The 18211-nt window shown below is 36.1% G+C and carries 17 protein-coding genes and 1 riboswitch; of the genes, 4 read left to right on the top strand and 13 right to left on the bottom strand.

Annotated elements, in window-relative coordinates; genetic code table 11:
* Window positions 1-39 precede the first annotated feature (39 nt).
* The gene (locus tag M1E96_RS05825) at window positions 40-573 is read left to right on the top strand and encodes a SprT family zinc-dependent metalloprotease (RefSeq protein WP_272580159.1); all 534 of its coding nucleotides are present in this window, start codon (window positions 40-42) and stop codon (window positions 571-573) included.
* Between the two features lie 35 nt (window positions 574-608).
* Here M1E96_RS05825 and M1E96_RS05820 read toward each other — a convergent pair whose 3' ends face one another.
* Window positions 609-1625: a magnesium transporter gene (locus tag M1E96_RS05820; protein ID WP_233445652.1), complete on the bottom strand. Its 1017-nt coding sequence runs from the start codon at window positions 1623-1625 to the stop codon at window positions 609-611.
* Window positions 1626-1753: 128 nt separating this feature from the next.
* A riboswitch (M-box (ykoK) riboswitch) is annotated at window positions 1754-1930 on the bottom strand.
* A gap of 586 nt (window positions 1931-2516) precedes the next feature.
* Here M1E96_RS05820 and M1E96_RS05815 point away from each other — a divergent pair.
* Window positions 2517-2753 (top strand): HEAT repeat domain-containing protein, encoded by a 237-nt coding sequence (locus tag M1E96_RS05815; protein ID WP_070925236.1) that lies wholly within the window; start codon window positions 2517-2519, stop codon window positions 2751-2753.
* A 158-nt stretch (window positions 2754-2911) separates the two neighbouring features.
* Here M1E96_RS05815 and hcr read toward each other — a convergent pair whose 3' ends face one another.
* Both hcr and hcp read right to left on the bottom strand, forming a co-directional pair.
* On the bottom strand, window positions 2912-3916 hold the full coding sequence (hcr, locus tag M1E96_RS05810; RefSeq protein WP_369427516.1) for an NADH oxidoreductase: 1005 nt from the start codon (window positions 3914-3916) through the stop codon (window positions 2912-2914).
* A gap of 63 nt (window positions 3917-3979) precedes the next feature.
* Entirely contained in the window at window positions 3980-5632 is a 1653-nt protein-coding gene (gene hcp / locus M1E96_RS05805; protein WP_272580160.1) for a hydroxylamine reductase, read from the bottom strand.
* 320 nt (window positions 5633-5952) lie between these two features.
* Here hcp and M1E96_RS05800 point away from each other — a divergent pair, with 320 nt between their 5' ends.
* Window positions 5953-7047: a porin gene (locus tag M1E96_RS05800; protein ID WP_140186057.1), complete on the top strand. Its 1095-nt coding sequence runs from the start codon at window positions 5953-5955 to the stop codon at window positions 7045-7047.
* Between the two features lie 55 nt (window positions 7048-7102).
* Here the strand turns inward: M1E96_RS05800 and M1E96_RS05795 are convergent, their stop codons facing one another.
* Genes M1E96_RS05795 through M1E96_RS05775 form a run of 5 tightly spaced genes read right to left on the bottom strand, consistent with a single transcriptional unit; the run spans window position 7103 to window position 11370 of the window.
* Window positions 7103-7528, bottom strand: a complete 426-nt coding sequence (locus tag M1E96_RS05795) for an NUDIX domain-containing protein (RefSeq protein WP_140182821.1) — start codon at window positions 7526-7528, stop codon at window positions 7103-7105.
* Window positions 7529-7542: 14 nt separating this feature from the next.
* Window positions 7543-8802 carry an adenylosuccinate synthetase gene (locus M1E96_RS05790; RefSeq protein WP_272580162.1) on the bottom strand — a complete coding sequence of 420 codons (1260 nt, stop codon included), beginning with the start codon at window positions 8800-8802 and terminating at the stop codon, window positions 7543-7545.
* Window positions 8803-8814: 12 nt separating this feature from the next.
* Window positions 8815-9468, bottom strand: a complete 654-nt coding sequence (locus M1E96_RS05785) for an HAD family hydrolase (RefSeq protein ID WP_140186053.1) — start codon at window positions 9466-9468, stop codon at window positions 8815-8817.
* Between the two features lie 10 nt (window positions 9469-9478).
* Window positions 9479-10573 (bottom strand): phosphoribosyltransferase family protein, encoded by a 1095-nt coding sequence (locus tag M1E96_RS05780; protein ID WP_272580164.1) that lies wholly within the window; start codon window positions 10571-10573, stop codon window positions 9479-9481.
* A gap of 29 nt (window positions 10574-10602) precedes the next feature.
* Window positions 10603-11370: a HisA/HisF-related TIM barrel protein gene (locus M1E96_RS05775; protein ID WP_272580165.1), complete on the bottom strand. Its 768-nt coding sequence runs from the start codon at window positions 11368-11370 to the stop codon at window positions 10603-10605.
* A gap of 332 nt (window positions 11371-11702) precedes the next feature.
* Between M1E96_RS05775 and clcA the strand changes: the two genes are divergently transcribed.
* Window positions 11703-13103 carry a H(+)/Cl(-) exchange transporter ClcA gene (gene clcA / locus M1E96_RS05770; RefSeq protein ID WP_272580166.1) on the top strand — a complete coding sequence of 467 codons (1401 nt, stop codon included), beginning with the start codon at window positions 11703-11705 and terminating at the stop codon, window positions 13101-13103.
* Between the two features lie 42 nt (window positions 13104-13145).
* On the opposite strand, the gene tehB is transcribed toward clcA, so the two are convergent.
* From tehB to M1E96_RS05745, 5 genes are all read right to left on the bottom strand, one after another.
* Window positions 13146-14012 (bottom strand): SAM-dependent methyltransferase TehB, encoded by an 867-nt coding sequence (tehB, locus tag M1E96_RS05765; protein WP_349485428.1) that lies wholly within the window; start codon window positions 14010-14012, stop codon window positions 13146-13148.
* 294 nt (window positions 14013-14306) lie between these two features.
* Window positions 14307-15386: a linear amide C-N hydrolase gene (locus M1E96_RS05760; protein WP_070925225.1), complete on the bottom strand. Its 1080-nt coding sequence runs from the start codon at window positions 15384-15386 to the stop codon at window positions 14307-14309.
* Window positions 15387-15659: 273 nt separating this feature from the next.
* Window positions 15660-16469, bottom strand: a complete 810-nt coding sequence (locus M1E96_RS05755; protein ID WP_070925224.1) for a topoisomerase IV — start codon at window positions 16467-16469, stop codon at window positions 15660-15662.
* A 448-nt stretch (window positions 16470-16917) separates the two neighbouring features.
* A complete protein-coding gene (locus M1E96_RS05750; protein WP_070925223.1) occupies window positions 16918-17496 on the bottom strand; it encodes a YceI family protein in 579 nt (192 codons plus the stop codon).
* A gap of 14 nt (window positions 17497-17510) precedes the next feature.
* A complete protein-coding gene (locus tag M1E96_RS05745) occupies window positions 17511-18068 on the bottom strand; it encodes a cytochrome b (RefSeq protein ID WP_272580167.1) in 558 nt (185 codons plus the stop codon).
* Between the last annotated feature and the right edge of the window lie 143 nt (window positions 18069-18211).

The following is an 18211-nucleotide window of genomic DNA, read 5'->3' as shown; positions in this document are numbered from 1 at the left end:
ACTTGTTTACCTGCCATCGCTTGTATTAAGCTTAGTTGTATGAAAACACTTCGTGTCCCCATCAATCTACAGCAAAAAGTTATGCGCACTTTGCGAGCAAAACTTATGTTAGCTCAGCAAAAACTCGAACAACATATTCCAGAACCCATAATTAACTATAAACAACGCGGAACAACCGCTGGTAGTGCCTATTTAAAAGAATGGGAGATCCGCTTAAATGCCGTCCTGCTTTTAGAAAATGGTGAGAATTTTATTGATGAGGTGATCCCCCATGAGCTGGCACATTTATTAGTTTATCGTGTGTATGGGCGGCAAGGTATTGCACCGCACGGTTCGGAATGGAAGTGGATGATGGAACATGTGCTTGAAGTGCCTGCAAGCCGGACCCATTGCTTTGAGATTACGTCGGTAAAGAGCCGTACTTTTCATTATCACTGTGCCTGCCCTATTACACACGAATTAACCGTGAGAAGGCATAACAAAGTTGTTCGAGGGGAAAGTCAGTATTTGTGCCGAAAATGTGGTGAGATATTAAAACAAGGAGCAAATATAGCTGCGACAGATATTAAATAGATTGGATCTATCGCAGCCAAAATCAACTGATAAGCTTAGGCAAACTCTGTCATCACCAATTTAGCAATTTCAAAGTAAATAATTAAACCCGTACCATCGATAAAAGTGGCAATAAAAGGTGCCGATACTACAGCGGGATCCACTTTTAGCTTCTTCAATACCATTGGAATAATTGAAGAAACAATGGCACTCCACATGGTAATTGCGATAATCGTCAAACTCACCACAATCGTTACTTCAGCACCAACACCAAGTATCCATGCCCTTATTAAAGCTGCCGCACCAATTGTAATGGCGACTAAAAAAGATGTCGAAACTTCTTTTTTCAGCACAGCACCGACATTACGTAAGCTCACTTCGCCCAATGCCATGGCTCTAACAAGTGTAGATGTAATTTGTGTACCGCTGTTGCCGCCTGTTCCAATCAATAATGGAATAAAGAAAGCCAGTGAGATAGCCGCTTCTAGTTGTTCTTCAAACGCTTTTAATACTGTCCCTGTATACGCCTCAGCGACGAATAACATGAGCAACCAAACCACTCGTTTACGCCACAATGTGACTGGGCTGGTTGATAAATAAGGTTCTTCAAGTGGCGTTGTAGCGCCTTGAAGCTGTGCATCCAACGTATTCTCATCTTCAATCAATTCAGCAATATCTTGAGGACGCAATACCCCCATCAATTTACCAAACTGCACAACAGGGATCATATCCAAACCACTGTGATTGATCAGGTCATAAACATCATGACGTGATTGTTCTGGAGCAACGGAAAAGTAATTATGTCTCATAATATCAGAGACGTGCAAACCTTCATCTGCCGCTAACAGCGATTTAACGGAAAGTATACCATTTAGATAATTATCCTGATCAACAACAAATAAAAATGTTGGAATTTGTTCACCATCAAGATGTTCAATCAAACTTTTTTTTACACAAGCAACTGAATCTGCAATAGAAACAGGTAAATACGACTGACTCATGTAAGCGCTTACTGTTGAGTCATCAATTTTCGGTTGCTGTGAATTGTTGTTTTTTAGGCGTGCGCCTTTCATTGCGGACTGAGCAATTGCTACAGTTCCCGCTTTATTCTGGGAAGTGAATGTCATTTTTTTAGTCCCTAGTTACTGTTGGTTACTCAAACAGTACTCACATAGGGGCGAAACCAGATGAGAGAATGCGATGGCTATCTCCACGTCTCGGTTTTAGCACTATACAACGTATCTCATTATAAAATAATGAGAAGTTACATGGGGATATACCTTCGTTCGATATATCCTGTCCTGATCTTGGGCGTCTCTCGACGTCGTCAGATCAGCAACCTGTGTTTGTATAGGAGCCTCGCCTAACGAGATACTGCACTTTTAATGCGTCGCGAATTATAACCATTGAGATGTTAATTACCACCCCAAAAAAAGGGTTAATATCGAATAGCCATTATTCTGTTTAGGATTTGTTTAAGTTGATGTATAACAACAATTCCCACCGAAACAAAATGTAATAAAATATGAATTTATATTTCAAAAAGATTAGTACTGTCTATAATTAACTCATACTAAACAGCTTTTTGGAGTTGTAGCACTATCCCGTTATAAAATAAGATAAAGGCGCAATTGCATTTAACCATTACTATGATTAATTGAAAAGTAATATTGTATATATTAATTTGTATTATTATATATTTTAAAATAATCTTATTTTATAGTATAAAAACCCTAATTAAGGGTTAATTAAGTCATGTACCTATAATTACTTTATTTATAAGGATGTCGCCTTAGAATAATTTAAGTAAGCGAATGCACTTAAGTATTTATTAAACTCGAAAAACAACCACTTTCAGTTACACTTCAAAATAAAATAATAAAAACATATATTAATTTAGTCTTTAATATATTTTATTTTACATTAGAATAGTGTTAAGTTAATTAAAGAGTGAAGATTTGATTATGGACAAGACCATTGTCGGCATGCTGACAAACCTGACATTTAGGGGTAATGACGAGATAAAAATCGCTGCAATATCAGCTTTAGGTGATTATAAGGCGACAATTGAGTATGAAGAAGCCATCGTGCGTATTATTAATCTATGTCAGGACCCAAATAAAGAGATTGCAGTCTCAGCGATCAATACATTAAGTAAATTATCTATTTACTTTATGCATGATGGTAGTTATTTCAAGTAAAGATGCCTAATATTTAAAAAATTAGTCTGTTTATCACATTCTAATTCAATATTTTTCAATACGTTTATTTAATTAGGCATTAATACATAGACTACTGTCTCATTAATTCTATAAAGAATGAGACAGTCCATATATTTTTAGTGATACTAAAAAATACCCTAGGCTATTTCTGTATCACCTTGTAGTTGGCAGCTGCATGCTAATACATAACCATTTGCTATTTCTTCAGCCGTTAATGTCATAGTGCTACTTGTTATATAATTACCAGATAAAACTCTGGTTTTACAACTACCACAAACCCCCGCACGACAAGCTGCAATAACTGGTTGTTTATTTTGCTCTAAAGCAGAGAGTAAAGATGTACCAACTGGTACCTTAAAATTCATCAAACGGTGACGTATTTTTAAACTTAAGGTATCTTCACTTTCAATTGGTTCTGGATCTAACGAAAAACGTTCCATAAAAAAATGTTCAGCAGGAACGCCAAGATTTTTCGCAAATTGCTGGGCATTCTTCATATAAGGTGTTGGCCCGCATGTCATCACGACTCTAGAGCGAATATCAGGCACTAAAGCAAACAGTTTTTCTTGTGTTAAACGCCCTTCTGCGATTCCACCATGGTCAGGGTGTTCAGCCATAGTACACAATTGTAATCTCGGAGAATATAAATTAACTAGTTGCTGCCACTCATCAGCAAAAATAACTTGCTGCTGATCACGCACATTAAATAGAACTTTTACATCCGCTTGAGAACGATTTGCCATTAACCAACGTACCATTGACATAATGGGGGTTACTCCACATCCAGCCGCTAGCATCAAATATTGGTTACTGTTAATTTCTGCACAAGTAAACTCCCCTTGTGCATCCGAAAGCCACAAATAATCTCCTGGTTTAACTGAATTCGTTAACCAACATGAACCGACCCCATGATCCAACCGCCTAACGGTGATAGTAATAAAGCGACTTTGGCCTGGAGTAGAAGATATTGTGTAAGCACGCATTATTTCATCACTGTTTTTAATGCTTACTAATGCATACTGCCCAGGCGAATAAGTGTAAAAATCGTGATTGATTAAGTTAATCGTCCATACATCAGATGTTTCTTGATGAATAGAATGAATTTGCATTCTATTGGGACATAAGCTGCTTGGCATTGTCATCTTATCACTCCACTTGGTAGGGGGAATTATCATTCCCCCCTCTTTCATATTACTTTTTAAAAATTACGCAGGTAGGATTTCAGCTAAATCTTGTTCAACCGTTGTTATACTACGCATACCAAATTTCTCATTTAGTACATTCAAAAGATTTTCAGTTAAAAATCCAGGCGCAGTTGGTCCGGTATAAATATTTTTAACACCTAATGCCAAGAGCGTTAATAAGATAACAATTGCTTTTTGTTCAAACCAAGACAAGATCAAGCTAAGAGGTAGATCATTTACGCCACATCCCAATTTTTCCGCAAGATTAACTGCAAGCATAATTGCTGAGTAAGCATCATTGCATTGCCCAACATCGAGTAAACGCGGTAAACCTTCTAGTGTGCCGAAATCTAATTTATTGAATCGATATTTACCACAAGCTAATGTCATAATTAAACAGTCATTTGGCACACTGCGAGCAAAATCAGTATAATAACTACGCTCACCACGACTACCATCGCAGCCACCCACTAAAAATACATGGCGTAATTTTTTCTGTGCAACTAAATCAATAACGGTATCAGCCGCACTTAATAATGTTTGACGGCCAAAACCAACTGTAATTTTGTGCTCTATTTCAGTGTATGGGAAACCATTCATCGATAACGCTTGAGCAATCATTTCAGAGAAATTATCTCCAGTTAAATGTTTTGCTCCAGGCCATCCAACAATGCTGCGCGTCCAAATGCGATCTTTGTATTGCCCAACATCAGGATCAATAATGCAGTTTGATGTCATGAGTACAGGACCTGGGAATTTAGCAAACTCTACTTGCTGATTTTGCCAGCCACTACCGTAGTTCCCAACAAGATGAGAGTATTTTTTAAGTTCAGGGTAACCATGCGCTGGTAGCATTTCACCATGTGTATAGATATTGATCCCTGTACCTTCAGTTTGTTCTAGCAACATTTTCAGGTCTTTTAAATCATGACCTGAAATAAGGATACATTTGCCCGCGACAGGACGTACATTAACTTCTGTTGGGATCGGATGTCCAAACTCACCTGTTTCACCGGCATCCAGTATTTCCATCACTTTAAAGTTCATCATGCCAATGGCCATTGCGTTATCAAGCAGCTCATTCATATCAGTGGGTAACGTACCTAGCCATGCCATTATTTGATGATATTGTGCATAAATTTCATTGTTATATTGTCCTAAAACATGAGCATGCTCCATATAAGCAGCAGCCCCTTTCAGACCGTATAAACACAGCATGCGTAAGCCATGGATATCGTCACCAACACGCGCTTTATCAATATCTAATGCAAATTCTTCAGCTTGCTTTTGTAACGTTGCAATATCATTACTGTTTAACTGAAGATTAATTAACGGGTGATTGAAGACAATTGCACTATTTTTTGCTTGGCACTGCTTAATTAATTTGTCTCGCAGATATATCGCTTCTCTTGCATAACCAATAATACGTTCTGAATCAAAGTTAACATTGGTTAATGTTGAAAAAAATGCACGTGGAGCAAAACTATCTACATCATGATCGATAATGCCTAACTCGCGCGCTACCACTGCGCTAGCAGATAAACTTTGCAATACCGCAACTAATAGATCTTGCAAGTCAGACGTTTCAGCCGTTTTACCGCACATACCCTGCGCGTATGCACAGCCATTGCCAGCTGGAGTTCTAATTGTTTGTTCACATTGCACACAGTACATGTTTGTTGCCTCATAAGTTGCATTTGAAATACAACATTAAGATTAAACCTTTTTGACTAATAAGGAAGTGCGATTACAGACTATCTGAAGATTTATTGATCTAAATTAAGATTTAAATTTAATGAGAATCATTCACAGTTATCCATCTAATAAAGCAAGAAAAATTACTTTTATTATTCTGCAGTTAAAAATATCGATGTCATCGTCATCAAATTAACACTTGCACATTTTGATTTACTCAATTGATAATACCTTTACGTAACTTATTTAAGTGCGAAAAATACCATTTATTCAGTTAATCATTTTAAGGATTTATTATCATGAAGCGAAATATCCTTGCAGTTACAATTCCTGTATTAATAGCTTCTAGCACAGCAAATGCAGCCGAAGTGTATAATAAAGATGGGAACAAGTTTGATGTGTATGGACAAATTGATGTTCGACATTATCTTGCAGATGCTAAAAGTGGTGAAGATGGTGATGATTCAAGAGTGCGCCTTGGTTTTAAAGGCGATACACAGATTACAGATCAACTCATCGGCTTTGGCCGCTTTGAATGGGAAACCCCTACTAACAAATCAGAGAGTGATAACGAAACACAAAATCGTTTAGCCTATGCCGGTTTAAAGTTTGCCGATTATGGTTCACTTGATTATGGTCGTAACTACGGTGTGATCTACGATACCAATGCTTGGACCGATGTATTACCGCTTTGGGGCGCTGATACTATGGATCAAGAAGATACATTTATGATGGGGCGAAACCGTAATTTATTAACTTATCGCAATAACAATGCGTTTGGTTATATTGATGGGCTCAGTTTTGCATTACAGTATCAAGGAAAAAATGGCGATCAAAATAAATCAGCTAGCGACAGTGCACTAGATAATAATGGCGATGGTTATGGTTTTTCAACAGCCTATGAGCTAGGTTGGGGTATTTCGATCGGTGGCGGTTATTCAAATTCATCTCGTACACCAAGTCAAAATAACTCAGCAACAGGCGCTACAGGTAAACGAGCTGAAGCATGGAATATTGGCAGTAAATTAGAACTTGATGACATCTATTTAGCGGCAATGTATGGACAAACTTTAAATACAACTCGCTTTGGTGATGATGAGCATGAAACCACTGCGAATAAAACAGAAAACCTTGAATTAGTTGCGCTATATACATTTGATTTTGGTTTAACGCCATCTATTGGCTATAACCAATCTAAAGGCAAAAACTTAGGTCGCTACGGTAGTAATGACTTAGTTAAATATATTGCTGTCGGTGCAGCTTATGATTTTAATAAAAATATGTCCGCAGTTGTTGATTATAAAATTAATTTACTAAAAGACAATGAGTTTACTCGTGATTATGGCATCAATACAGATAATGTGTTGGGACTAGGCTTGATTTATCAATTCTAAAATAACTTATACGTTCACCTCATTGTGAAGACATGATGAGGTGATATTAATTTACTTATGAACGACAGAACATCATTATAGGATTATTAAATTTAATTTTTTGATCTTGCGATAGTGGAATTAGCCAAGATAAATTTGAAATAATATTTATAGGTAGTTGATATACAGAGTGTAAACTCACAATTTCTTTTTCAACTGTCTTTACCTGATTAAATTTTTCACTGTAGGTATAAAACATATATACACGATAATTATTTGAATTAGTTAAAATCAAAAAACATTGCCAGTCTGATAATTTCGTTATTACACCTGTTTCCTCAAAGAATTCTCGGACTATAGCATGATTAGCACTTTCTTCAGCTTCAATTTTTCCTCCCACGCCATTAAATTTTCCTTTTTGCCATTCTGGTTTATTTTTGTTGATCAGTACTACCTGTGAACCATCAGGGGAGTACATAAAACCTGTTACATAACTGATCATGGGACCCTCTTTGTTTAGCTACAAATAATCGTTTTTTCTCTATCTGCACCATATGAAATATAACGAATTTTTTTATTTGTTTGTTCTTCAATAAAAGATAAAAAAATCTCTAATGATTTTGGGAGTTGTGACCTATTTTGATAACATTCATTTAAAGGAGGCCAACCTGAAAATTTACGGTATATTGGTATAGCCTCAGCCAGATCTAATAGAGCTTCATCACATGAAACTGATTGGCCCTCAACCATATAATCTATTGCAATATAAACTTCATCAAAGCCTGCCAATACATCCACATTTGTTATTGCGAGTTCCGTAACGCCATTAAGCTCGATCGCTTGTTTAATTAAATTTAAATCTAACCAACCACATCGCCGCGGACGCTTGGAAACTGTGCCGTATTCATTTCCTTTTTCACGCAGTGTCTCTGCAATTTCATTATTCAATTCGGTCGGGAATGGCCCATTACCCACTCTTATCATATACGCTTTCATAACGCCTAAAATATGAATAGGTGAACTTGGGATCCCTATGACTGAAAAACAGCTTTGCACTAAAGTTTGATAAGCAACAGTATAAGGATAAGACCCAAATGCATTATCTAAAAATGTTGCTTGAGAGGTCTCAAGTAGTACATCTTCATTTCGATTAATTAGCTGACGAATTTTCTTATCTGTAAAAGACAGGTAAGGTTTTATATATTGGCATTGTTCATGCAGCACATCTAACGTTGTTTCAAAACTTAGCGCAACCTCACCATTAAAGACATATTTAATTTGCTTCTCACGTAACTGCCACAAAAAAGCTAATTTATCTCTTAAACGATCTTTATCAAGGGCATCACAGAGCCTAATCCCGTGACGGTTAGCTTTATCTTCAAAACAAGCGCCTATACCGACCCCGACCGAGCCTATTTTTCGTTTGCCTTTAAAATATTCAGATGCATGATTTAATAAGGCATGTATAGGCAATACAATATGACATCGATAGTCAATACAAATAGAAACATCTTGATAATTTGCTTTAAAGCGTTCTATTTCATCTATTAAAATTTCAGGGCTAATAAGTGCACCTTGGCAAACAAATAAGTTACGTTGATGCAAAGTAGCTGGTAACTGAGAAAATGACAGACGCTTATTTTTAACTTGAACACTGTGCCCTGCATTTGCACCTCCATTAAACCTAACAATATTATTCATTTTTGCAGAAAGGTAATCAACAAATTTTCCTTTCCCTTCATCTCCAAATTGTAATCCTATGACAGCATGTAGCATACCTCCTCCTATTTAAGTAATTCTTTCAGCTAAAATAGCAGCTTCGACTAATGAATTAACAACATATGCCCCCGTTGCTAATAATTTTTCCTCGCTATGAGTTCCTCCAGTATAAAGAATCGATTTTGCGCCAGCATCAAATGCCGATAATGCATCATCGGTAGAATCACCAATCACAACACAATCACTAGGTGAAATATTTAATTTTTCAATGTGTGATGCTAATTGTTTTGACTTACCAAACTTTAAAAGTTGTGAGCTTCGCCCGTGAATTAAATTGAAATATTTACCTACTTGAGTATTACATACACTTAAATCAAGATCGTCTTGTTCCATTAATGAACAAACTGATTGAGTTAGATTTTTTAATTGCTGATATTGTAAAGCTTTAATAGCATCCTTACACAGTTTCGCTTTTCTAACCTCTGGTTTATAATAATAATTAAAAATATTCCCAATTTTTTTCCATTCAATTTTTGTTGGAGTACGACCTAATACATTATGATAAAATTTCTGAATGGGAACCGAGTAATATTGTCTATATTCATTTAACGTCAATGGCTTAATATCTAAGCTAATAAACACTTGATTAGCTGCAAATAAAGAAATATTAACATCATCTAAAAGAGTTCCATTCCAATCCCATATAATATGTGTTTTTTTCATAGTTCCTCTTTTATGTTGGATCCTCAATAAATAAACTAAACCTATTAAATAGTGCTAAAAGTCTTTTTTCCGCTGGAAATATTTTATACAATATTGATATCATTTTTAATGAATAATTAGCCCAATCTTCTGTTGTAACGCCACATACTTCCAATGCATTTTTTTCTTTATCTTTTAATATATTAAGCAACTCAAAATGCCTAAAACACCATGGTGTTAACTCCGTCATAAAGTTTAGCTCAAATATCTGATCTTGATGTTTATACACCTTACACCTAAAAAATTTTTCCCAATGTAATTCCGTTGCATATGTTGATATAGAACAGTCTGTTATTGCATTTAAATATTGTTTAGCTTTATTTAAGGTTACCCCACTACCACAATTATCATCTATCAATAATATATTCCCTTTATCCAACCAATTTTTATATAGCGGTATTGATTTACCAATATTTCTCTCATCATAATAAGAGATTTTTATGATACTAAGAGGCTTATTTAAATAACAACTTGCTATCGCTGCGCAACTAATCCCACCCAATGCAATACCGACAATATAATCATACTGTTTTTTTAGATAACTAACTGATGATAAGGAAATAAAATGATTGTCTGCTTCAATTTGTTCCCGTGGAAATTTTAACTCTAAGCTAGGATCAATCGAAATTCCCTCTAACTCATCGGTATATTTAGGTAAAGGCTTTCCTTGAAAGAAACAGATAATTGTATAAGCACACCAATTAATTGCTCTGATATAATTAAATAAAATACTTTCAAAACTATCATAAGCTCCTATAATAAAATCAGCTAAACGAACCAATTTAGAGAAAACATGATCTACAATCACATACTTTATAATTTTTTCCGCAGCCATATAAGGAACCATCAAATATTTATTTTTTAAAACTTTTATTTGATGGATCATTTGGTTGCAATTTAACTTCTCGTAATAACTTTGCCCTCGACTATTTAGCATACCATTATTATAATGAAATAATTCAGGAGAATATCTATATGCTTTATAAAATAGGCTATTATCCACAGGATAATATAATGCACCTAGCAAGCTTATATTCTCCATTTTAATAGAAAATATTTTTCCCATAAATGCACTCTTAATCAAGATTAATTAAATTATACTATCGATAAAATACTAGGTATATTTATTATACCTATATGAAGTGCTTGCCCAAGTATCACACCTTCAATACCTAGCTCTCGCATGTCAGATAATGTGATAATATCATTTAAAGATGAAACACCACCACCAGCAATAATAGGACTATCAGTTTTAGTACAAACTTTTTTTAATAAATCAAAATTTGGTTTACTTAACATTCCGCCTTTTTCAACGTCTGTGACGACATAACGTAAGCAGCCTAACTTATTTAATTTGTCTAATACTGGCCACAATAAACCACCATTCACTCTCCATCCTCGGCTCGTTAAGTAATAATCACCATTAATTTGTTTAACATCTAAAGCAATAGCGATTTTATTACCATGTTCTTTGATTACCTTTTCACACCACTTTATATTTTCTAATACCGCAGTACCAATATTTACTCTTTCGCATCCTAAATTCAATGCACGCTCAAGTGTTCTATCGTCCCGTATTCCACCACATACTTGAGCACGAACATGCGACATTGAAATTGCCTGTTTCACCGCTTGATAATTATCACCAGTACCTGCTGCTGCATTTAAATCAACGATATGTACTTTTTTTGCTCCTTCATTCTGCCATTTGTTAATAACTTCAGTCGGTGTTCCAAGGATCATCTTACTGACGTGAGATTGGTCATAAGAGTTTTCTAACGTCATTTTGATTGCAGCTTGTGAAACCATAGCAAAACCAGACACGATATCAATTGATGGGTAAATATCGAATGGAGTGGTCATACTTACCCCCTTATTGAAACTGAATGTAGACGCTAGATATTAATTCACTGATTATTTAGCTTACAAATTCAATAAAGATCAGTTTCTATTCATTGTTATCATTATTGAAATAAATCATTCCCTACATGCAAATAATTAGGCTTATATATTGAATTTCATACACATTAAAATCGTATTTCAATAGTTATAAAGTGCTGGTACTTTCTCTATAACTCATTTTATTTCTTAAATAAAATACCTACCCATATTTTTATGATATGGTTGCCTTATTCTTTGTTATGCTAGAATTATTGTTGTTTTGTCACCAATCATAAATAGAGAGTCATAAAGAGATGTCCGAACAAAGTCCTATTAGTCAGTCCGCGATGAAGTATCGTTTCGGAATACTCAGACGATTAAAAGAATCCAATAAAACTCCACTTGGTATCTTATTATTGGCCGCTTTGATTGGCGCATTTGTTGGCCTAGTAGGTTCTCTTTTTGAATTGGGTACTACGTGGGTCAGTAACTATCGCAGTAGTACCGTTAGTCAATATGTCACTGATAAATGGCTAATCATCCCAGCAATGTTTGCAGTATCAGCCATACTCGCCATGATTGGTTATTATCTTGTCAAAAAGATATCGCCTGAATCAGGCGGCTCTGGTATCCCTGAAATTGAAGGTGCTCTACAAGATTTGCGACCTGTTCGTTGGTGGCGAGTGATCCCTGTAAAGTTTTTTGGTGGATTAGGTGCTTTAGGCTCAGGTATGGTACTTGGTCGTGAAGGCCCAACAGTCCAGCTTGGGGCAAATATTAGCCAAATGTTTTATGACATTTTCCGTGTTAAAAATAATGAGTCACGCCATACTTTATTAGCTGCTGGTGCAGCAGCAGGTTTATCAACTGCCTTTAATGCTCCTCTTGCAGGTATTTTATTTGTTATTGAAGAAATGCGTCCTCAATTCAAATATAGCCTCATTTCTATTAAAGCAGTATTTATTGGTTCGATTACATCAACCATCGTGTATCAATTAATCAGTGGTCAGGCTGCAATCTTAAATGTTGGACATTTTTCATCAGCTCCATTAAATACACTTTGGCTCTACTTAATTCTAGGCATGCTATTTGGCGTTATTGGTATTTGTTTTAATAATTTCTTACTTTACTTGCAAACAAAATTCCTCGCATTCTATAAAGATAAAGTTTCTCGGTTTGTGCTCATGGGTGGCCTAATTGGTGGCTGCTGTGGGGCGATTGGTGTGTATATGCCAGAAATTGTTGGTGGCGGTTTTTCAGTGATCCATCAGATGATGGCAGGTAGTTTCACTGTGACTATCCTATTGTTATTTTTCGCTCTGCGTTTTTTAACCTCTACAATTAGCTTTAGCTCAGGAGCACCTGGCGGAATTTTCTCCCCACTTCTCGCATTAGGTACGCTTTTCGGTGGAATTTATGGTTACTGTATACAAGAAATATTTCCTGATTATCCGATTGAGATTGGAACTTTTGCTATTGCGGGTATGGGGGCATTATTTGCCGCAACAGTACGAGCGCCACTAACCGGTTTAGTTTTAGTACTTGAAATGACAAGTAATTATCAGTTGATTTTACCGATGATTATTACTTGTTTAGGAGCAACTATGGTTGCACAGCTACTTGGTGGCAGACCGCTCTACTCGGTTTTATTAGAAAGAACCTTGCAAAGAAGTTCACAGCAAAAATCAAATGACCAAGCAAAAGCAACAAACTAAGCTTAATGATTTAGCGGGATACTCATGTATCCCGCAATAATATTATTTTTTCTTCGCAATCAATGTCGCAAAATTAAGTTTAATACGGTTACCATCCGCATCAGTGCGATGCAAATGTCCAGGATCTTCGTTGTACTTTAAAATTTCCCAATCTTGATAATACTCTTGAAGCTCACCGGCTTTGAGGAAACATTTGAATGGGATCAAATCAAGTGGTGCATCTGGTGTTTCAACTGGGCAAACAATTAAATTAATACCGCCAGATAATGTGTGCGCCTGCATATCGGCAATAACATTAGCAATGTTCTCTCTCTGTAAAAACATTAGAACAACCGTCGATATAATCAGGTCATAGTCACCTTTTATTTGATGGCTATTAATATCATAAACGGCGGTCTTGATATTTTCGATCTCTGCTTGTCTTTTTACAAACTCAATTGCTTGAATGTGTTGTGGGTTAATATCCACAGCAGTGACATCATAGCCTTGCAGAGCAAGATAAAAACTATTACGTCCGCGTCCTGAGCCGAGATCAAGCGTTTTACATGGTTGAGATAGGTGATTTTCACATAAAAATCTGACTTCCGAATGCGGGATAGTCAATCCATATTCTTTATAAAATTTAATCTCTGGCTGACATAAAAAAGAGAGCTGGCATTGCATATCATCACTACAAGCAGCAATTCGGTGCCAAACTTGTGGAGCAATAAGTGGCGGTTGATTATTCACATCAAATGTAAATTTCTGCTCACTGCCATCATCAGCAAAAATGATAAAATCTAGCGTTCCTGCTAAAACACGAAGCTGAGCATAAGTATCCTCTTTCGTGTTATGTCTATCTTGAAACATCAACGGAAGAGACGCTTTATCCCATACAGGCATCGTTTTGTAGCAAACTAATTCACTCATACCATCACCTTTAAGTTGTATATTAAATACATCTTATAGTTTTATTGAATAAGCTGCAAAGGTTTCATGATGAGATAGATATTGACTTGATTAAAATCAACCTTCTGTTTATTCGGAACGTTCAGACTGCTGAAAAACGTATTATATTTGGTGGCAATGAATAAGATTTTGAAATTAATAAGTAAAATCAACTCATTGATTTTCGACTGAGAACACGAAGTGGGAAAAAACACTTTTATCCCACTTCGTCAACGATTTCAATCTTCTGTTTACTCAGAAGGTTGTCGAAAAAACTTAATATCCAAGTTGTTTCGCAGAAAGCCCTAGGAACTCAAATGGTTTACTATCAACATACTCTTTGGTCGCATCACCTGAAAAAATATGATCCTGCTCTACACCTAAATCTAATTTTTTAACCTTACCTGTTTCAGCTGAAAAGTCGATTTTCTTCAAATCCGTCCAAAAAATATTTGGGGTTAGCGCTGATTCAAAAAAGTAGAGTTGGCGTTTATGGTCAACAAGCGTCCGCCAACGCGTTGATGAAATTTCTGGAGAATTTTCTGTTGTTAAACCATAAGGAACTGAGACATTACGAATAACACCAAATACACTGGCTACCGCTTTATTTGGCGTTGTGTGTTGTGGGATGGCATTAATATAAAATTGAGCTCGGGCAAACCTATCCGCTGAACGATTCGTCCCAGGTAACATGACTGTACCACCAATTCCTTGCCAATATTCCTGCATCGCTAGCTGTTTCTCGTAAGTCGGAGAGTTTGTCATCACCTGATATTGGCGGCTGTGGTGGATCACTTGTTTACCATCAATATATTCAATAATTGCACTATCACCGCTCGCATCTGATAATGATAAGTGCAATGTCGCCAAGCGATCTTGACCCGGTACGTTATCGGTCATGACCACTAAAGGTGTTTTTTCCAGTGCCTCTACAGCTTCAGCAACAGATGCATAATTATCAAGCATATATTGTGCCCATAGAGAAATAGATAATGCAGGCTGCTTATCATCCGCTTGTGGATACTTAGATTCTGCTAACCATAAAAGATTAGTAACTAAACCTTTTTCATTAACACCATCTGTTGTAGAAATATCATAACCAGAAGCAATCACGCTGCCATATTTGGATTTCCATTTAAGAGAATTAGGCCCAGCAATCCCATCTCTTTCCATACCGCGAGGAAAAATCCATAAATTAGTTCCAATATCATATTTCCAATCCATTGTTCTTGCGGTCATGGTTTGCTGATCATCGCCTAAATAAACCACTCTAGTACAAGCTTGGGTGACGATTGAAGGGACGTATACCGCGGCCGCTGTTAGCAGAGCAACCATACTTTTCTTAACAAATGACATCCTACCTCCTCGATAAAATTCAAACTTATCGTAACCCTATAATAATAAACTAACACAATAGAATATATTAATGGTAATCAATTAAGACGCCCATTGGCTTAGCCATAGAATTTAACTCTGAAAGTATAGAAGAATTACTTAGCTTGCACAGCCATTTGAAACATTCAATAACAATAAAATGCTATTTAGTCATTAAAATAGAGGAAGTAATAGGTCGTATTTGACTGTTGGATGGTAAAAGACCCCATAATAAATGGGGTCTGCTATTTGTTACTACTGATTAGCACTTGAAAATAAGGTTCTTAAAAAAGCGGCTTTTTGTTTATTATCAGGCATCGCAAGAATGTGATCATAGAAGCTAATAGAAATACGACAAGTTAAAGCTGGCTTTTGTTTTGCTTGCTCTAAGTTCGCAAGTAATTGAGTTTCCTTGCCGTATTGTGCTGCCAGTTTCTCTTGTAAACTGGTTAAAATCGCCATTTGTTCTTCATTAGTTAATGTTGGCTGTTTGATATTGGACTCACTTGAAATTAGCAAATCATTGGTTGCTGCTAATTGCTTAAGTAACATTGCATGGCTTTTTTGTGGCGGAATAACGGCCGCAGAATCGCGTAAATAAGGGAATAGTGAATAGAAACAAGTTTGCCCTGTTGGATCAGCCTCTAGTAACACTTTTAAATAATCATTCACTTTATGAGTAAAATTAATCACTGAGTCATCTGTTGCATAGGGCATACGCTCAATCACTAACTTCATCACGCTAGCAACCACTTGATCAAACATTTGTCGAGTCAGTAACTCGTTCGATGGATCATACTCACGCACGATTTGTTCTAGGCTCTGATACGCGACAGGGCTCATTTTTTTAATCGTTTCAATAACAGGCATCTGCTCTTCTAATTTCGACAATGCCTCTACTTGGCTCACGCTTAATGGTGCCGTTAAAACATCTTCTTGAACCTCAGCATTCGTCTGTGTTGATAATGTATTATCATCCTTGCCTAACCAATAAAATCCGATGGCAAATGCAATAAAAATAACAACAACAACCAGTGCTGTTTTGCGTGAATTTTTTGTCTCCAAGGGGCTTACCTTTATATCTAGATACCTATTAATTTTTCAATTGATTTATTTAAATAAATTTTATTTATAAAAACCAATTGATTTTCTATACATTCTACCTTGTTATAAAGTTCTCAAGCTATAGGAAAAAGGGAAATTAACCATATTATTTCGAGGATCAATTGAGTATCAGCTGCGTGAGACTATGAAAGTCGAGAAAACGATGTCGCGAGTGCCATCGCTATGCCTTAAAGATGTATGCTTTCATACAAAAAACTATAAATAAATGTAAAAAGCCCCAATACATAAATGTATTGGGGCTTTTAGAGGTTGTTGACGGAGTAGGAAAAAAACGTGGTTTTCCCGCTCCGTGTTATCAGCCGAAAATCAATGAATTGATTTTCCTAATTTATTTCAAAAACCTTAACCTCTGCCGACAAACAGAATTCGTTTTTCAGCTAATTAGGCATTACTTCTCTTGAACACCTTCAACTGAAATCAGCAATTCTGCTTCTTGTGATTTTGGACCAAGGTCAGATTTAATGTTGAAATCTTTCAACTTGATATTACCTTGAGCTTCAAAACCAGCACGATAGCCACCCCATGGATCTTTACCTTCACCCATTAGTTTTGCATCTAAAGTAATTGGTTTTGTCACACCATTTAAAGTGAAATCACCAGTGATCTTATAAATTTCACCTTCTTTTTTCACTTCTGTTGAAACAAATTTCGCTTCTGGGAATTTTGCTGCATTTAAGAAATCACCGCTACGCAAGTGTTTATCGCGCTCTGCATGATTAGTATCGATGCTGCCTGTTTTGATAGTGACTTCAACTTTGTCCTTTGCAGGATCTTTTGCATCATAAGTAAAGCTACCATCAAAATCTTTAAAGCTACCGTAAACCCAGCTATAACCTAAATGTTGGATACGGAATTCGATAAATGCGTGCTGACCTTGTTTATCAAATTTATAGGTTTCTGCTAAAGCTGAACCTGCGGTTAAAAATAAAGCTCCAGCAGCTAAACCAAGAACTGTTTTCTTAAACATATTTATCTCCACGTTTATTTATCGGGATTAAAACCCAACATTCTTTTTAAAGTAATATCACCATCAAAGAAGTGATGTTTAAATGCCGCAAAGGCATGTAAAACTGATAGCAAAACAACGGCCCAAGCAAGATATAGATGAACTTCACCTGCGGTATCTGCCTGTGTTGCTGCTCCAGTAAATAAAGCCGGTACTTCGAACCATCCAAATACACTAATTGGCTGGCCATCAGCGGTTGAAATTAAATATCCACTGATCAGGATACTAAATAAAATAATATAGATGAGAATCTGTGCAATTGCTGAACTTAATCTCGTTAAGCGACTATAACTCTCAAGAGGCTTAGGTGGTGGCGAAATAAAACGCCAAACCACACGAAATGCCATAACAATAAATAATAAAATACCTATACTTTTATGAATTTCGGGGGCTTGATGATACCAGCTATCATAATAACCTAGTGTCACCATCCATAAACCTAATGCGAACATTCCATATACGACGATCGCAACCAACCAGTGAACGAGCAAAGAGATATGCCCGTAACGTGTGGCACTATTTTTCCATTGCATATAAATAACCTTGTAAATTAAAAGGTAATTGAGCGTTTTAATAAACTGCTGTAATCATAAGGGTTATCAAAAATTATTCCTATCCCTAACTTAAACAAATATTTTGTTGATGATATTCAAATACGGTCACCATTCTTAATATT

Source organism: Providencia sp. PROV236, from assembly GCF_033676985.1.
Taxonomy (GTDB): domain Bacteria; phylum Pseudomonadota; class Gammaproteobacteria; order Enterobacterales; family Enterobacteriaceae; genus Providencia; species Providencia manganoxydans.
Note: the sequence above shows the minus strand (reverse complement) of the source record. Positions and strands in the feature narration are given on the sequence as shown.

Excerpts from the sequence above, each read along its gene's own strand:
- clcA (WP_272580166.1), top strand. The coding sequence starts at position 11,703 with ATGTCCGAACAAAGTCCTATTAGTCAGTCCGCGATGAAGTATCGTTTC.
- M1E96_RS05760 (WP_070925225.1), bottom strand. The coding sequence starts at position 15,386 with ATGTCATTTGTTAAGAAAAGTATGGTTGCTCTGCTAACAGCGGCCGCG.
- M1E96_RS05825 (WP_272580159.1), top strand. The coding sequence starts at position 40 with ATGAAAACACTTCGTGTCCCCATCAATCTACAGCAAAAAGTTATGCGC.
- hcr (WP_369427516.1), bottom strand. The coding sequence starts at position 3,916 with ATGACAATGCCAAGCAGCTTATGTCCCAATAGAATGCAAATTCATTCT.
- M1E96_RS05745 (WP_272580167.1), bottom strand. The coding sequence starts at position 18,068 with ATGCAATGGAAAAATAGTGCCACACGTTACGGGCATATCTCTTTGCTC.
- M1E96_RS05800 (WP_140186057.1), top strand. The coding sequence starts at position 5,953 with ATGAAGCGAAATATCCTTGCAGTTACAATTCCTGTATTAATAGCTTCT.
- M1E96_RS05750 (WP_070925223.1), bottom strand. The coding sequence starts at position 17,496 with ATGTTTAAGAAAACAGTTCTTGGTTTAGCTGCTGGAGCTTTATTTTTA.
- M1E96_RS05790 (WP_272580162.1), bottom strand. The coding sequence starts at position 8,802 with ATGCTACATGCTGTCATAGGATTACAATTTGGAGATGAAGGGAAAGGA.
- M1E96_RS05780 (WP_272580164.1), bottom strand. The coding sequence starts at position 10,573 with ATGGGAAAAATATTTTCTATTAAAATGGAGAATATAAGCTTGCTAGGT.
- M1E96_RS05815 (WP_070925236.1), top strand. The coding sequence starts at position 2,517 with ATGGACAAGACCATTGTCGGCATGCTGACAAACCTGACATTTAGGGGT.
- tehB (WP_349485428.1), bottom strand. The coding sequence starts at position 14,012 with ATGAGTGAATTAGTTTGCTACAAAACGATGCCTGTATGGGATAAAGCG.
- hcp (WP_272580160.1), bottom strand. The coding sequence starts at position 5,632 with ATGTACTGTGTGCAATGTGAACAAACAATTAGAACTCCAGCTGGCAAT.
- M1E96_RS05775 (WP_272580165.1), bottom strand. The coding sequence starts at position 11,370 with ATGACCACTCCATTCGATATTTACCCATCAATTGATATCGTGTCTGGT.
- M1E96_RS05785 (WP_140186053.1), bottom strand. The coding sequence starts at position 9,468 with ATGAAAAAAACACATATTATATGGGATTGGAATGGAACTCTTTTAGAT.
- M1E96_RS05820 (WP_233445652.1), bottom strand. The coding sequence starts at position 1,625 with ATGAAAGGCGCACGCCTAAAAAACAACAATTCACAGCAACCGAAAATT.
- M1E96_RS05795 (WP_140182821.1), bottom strand. The coding sequence starts at position 7,528 with ATGATCAGTTATGTAACAGGTTTTATGTACTCCCCTGATGGTTCACAG.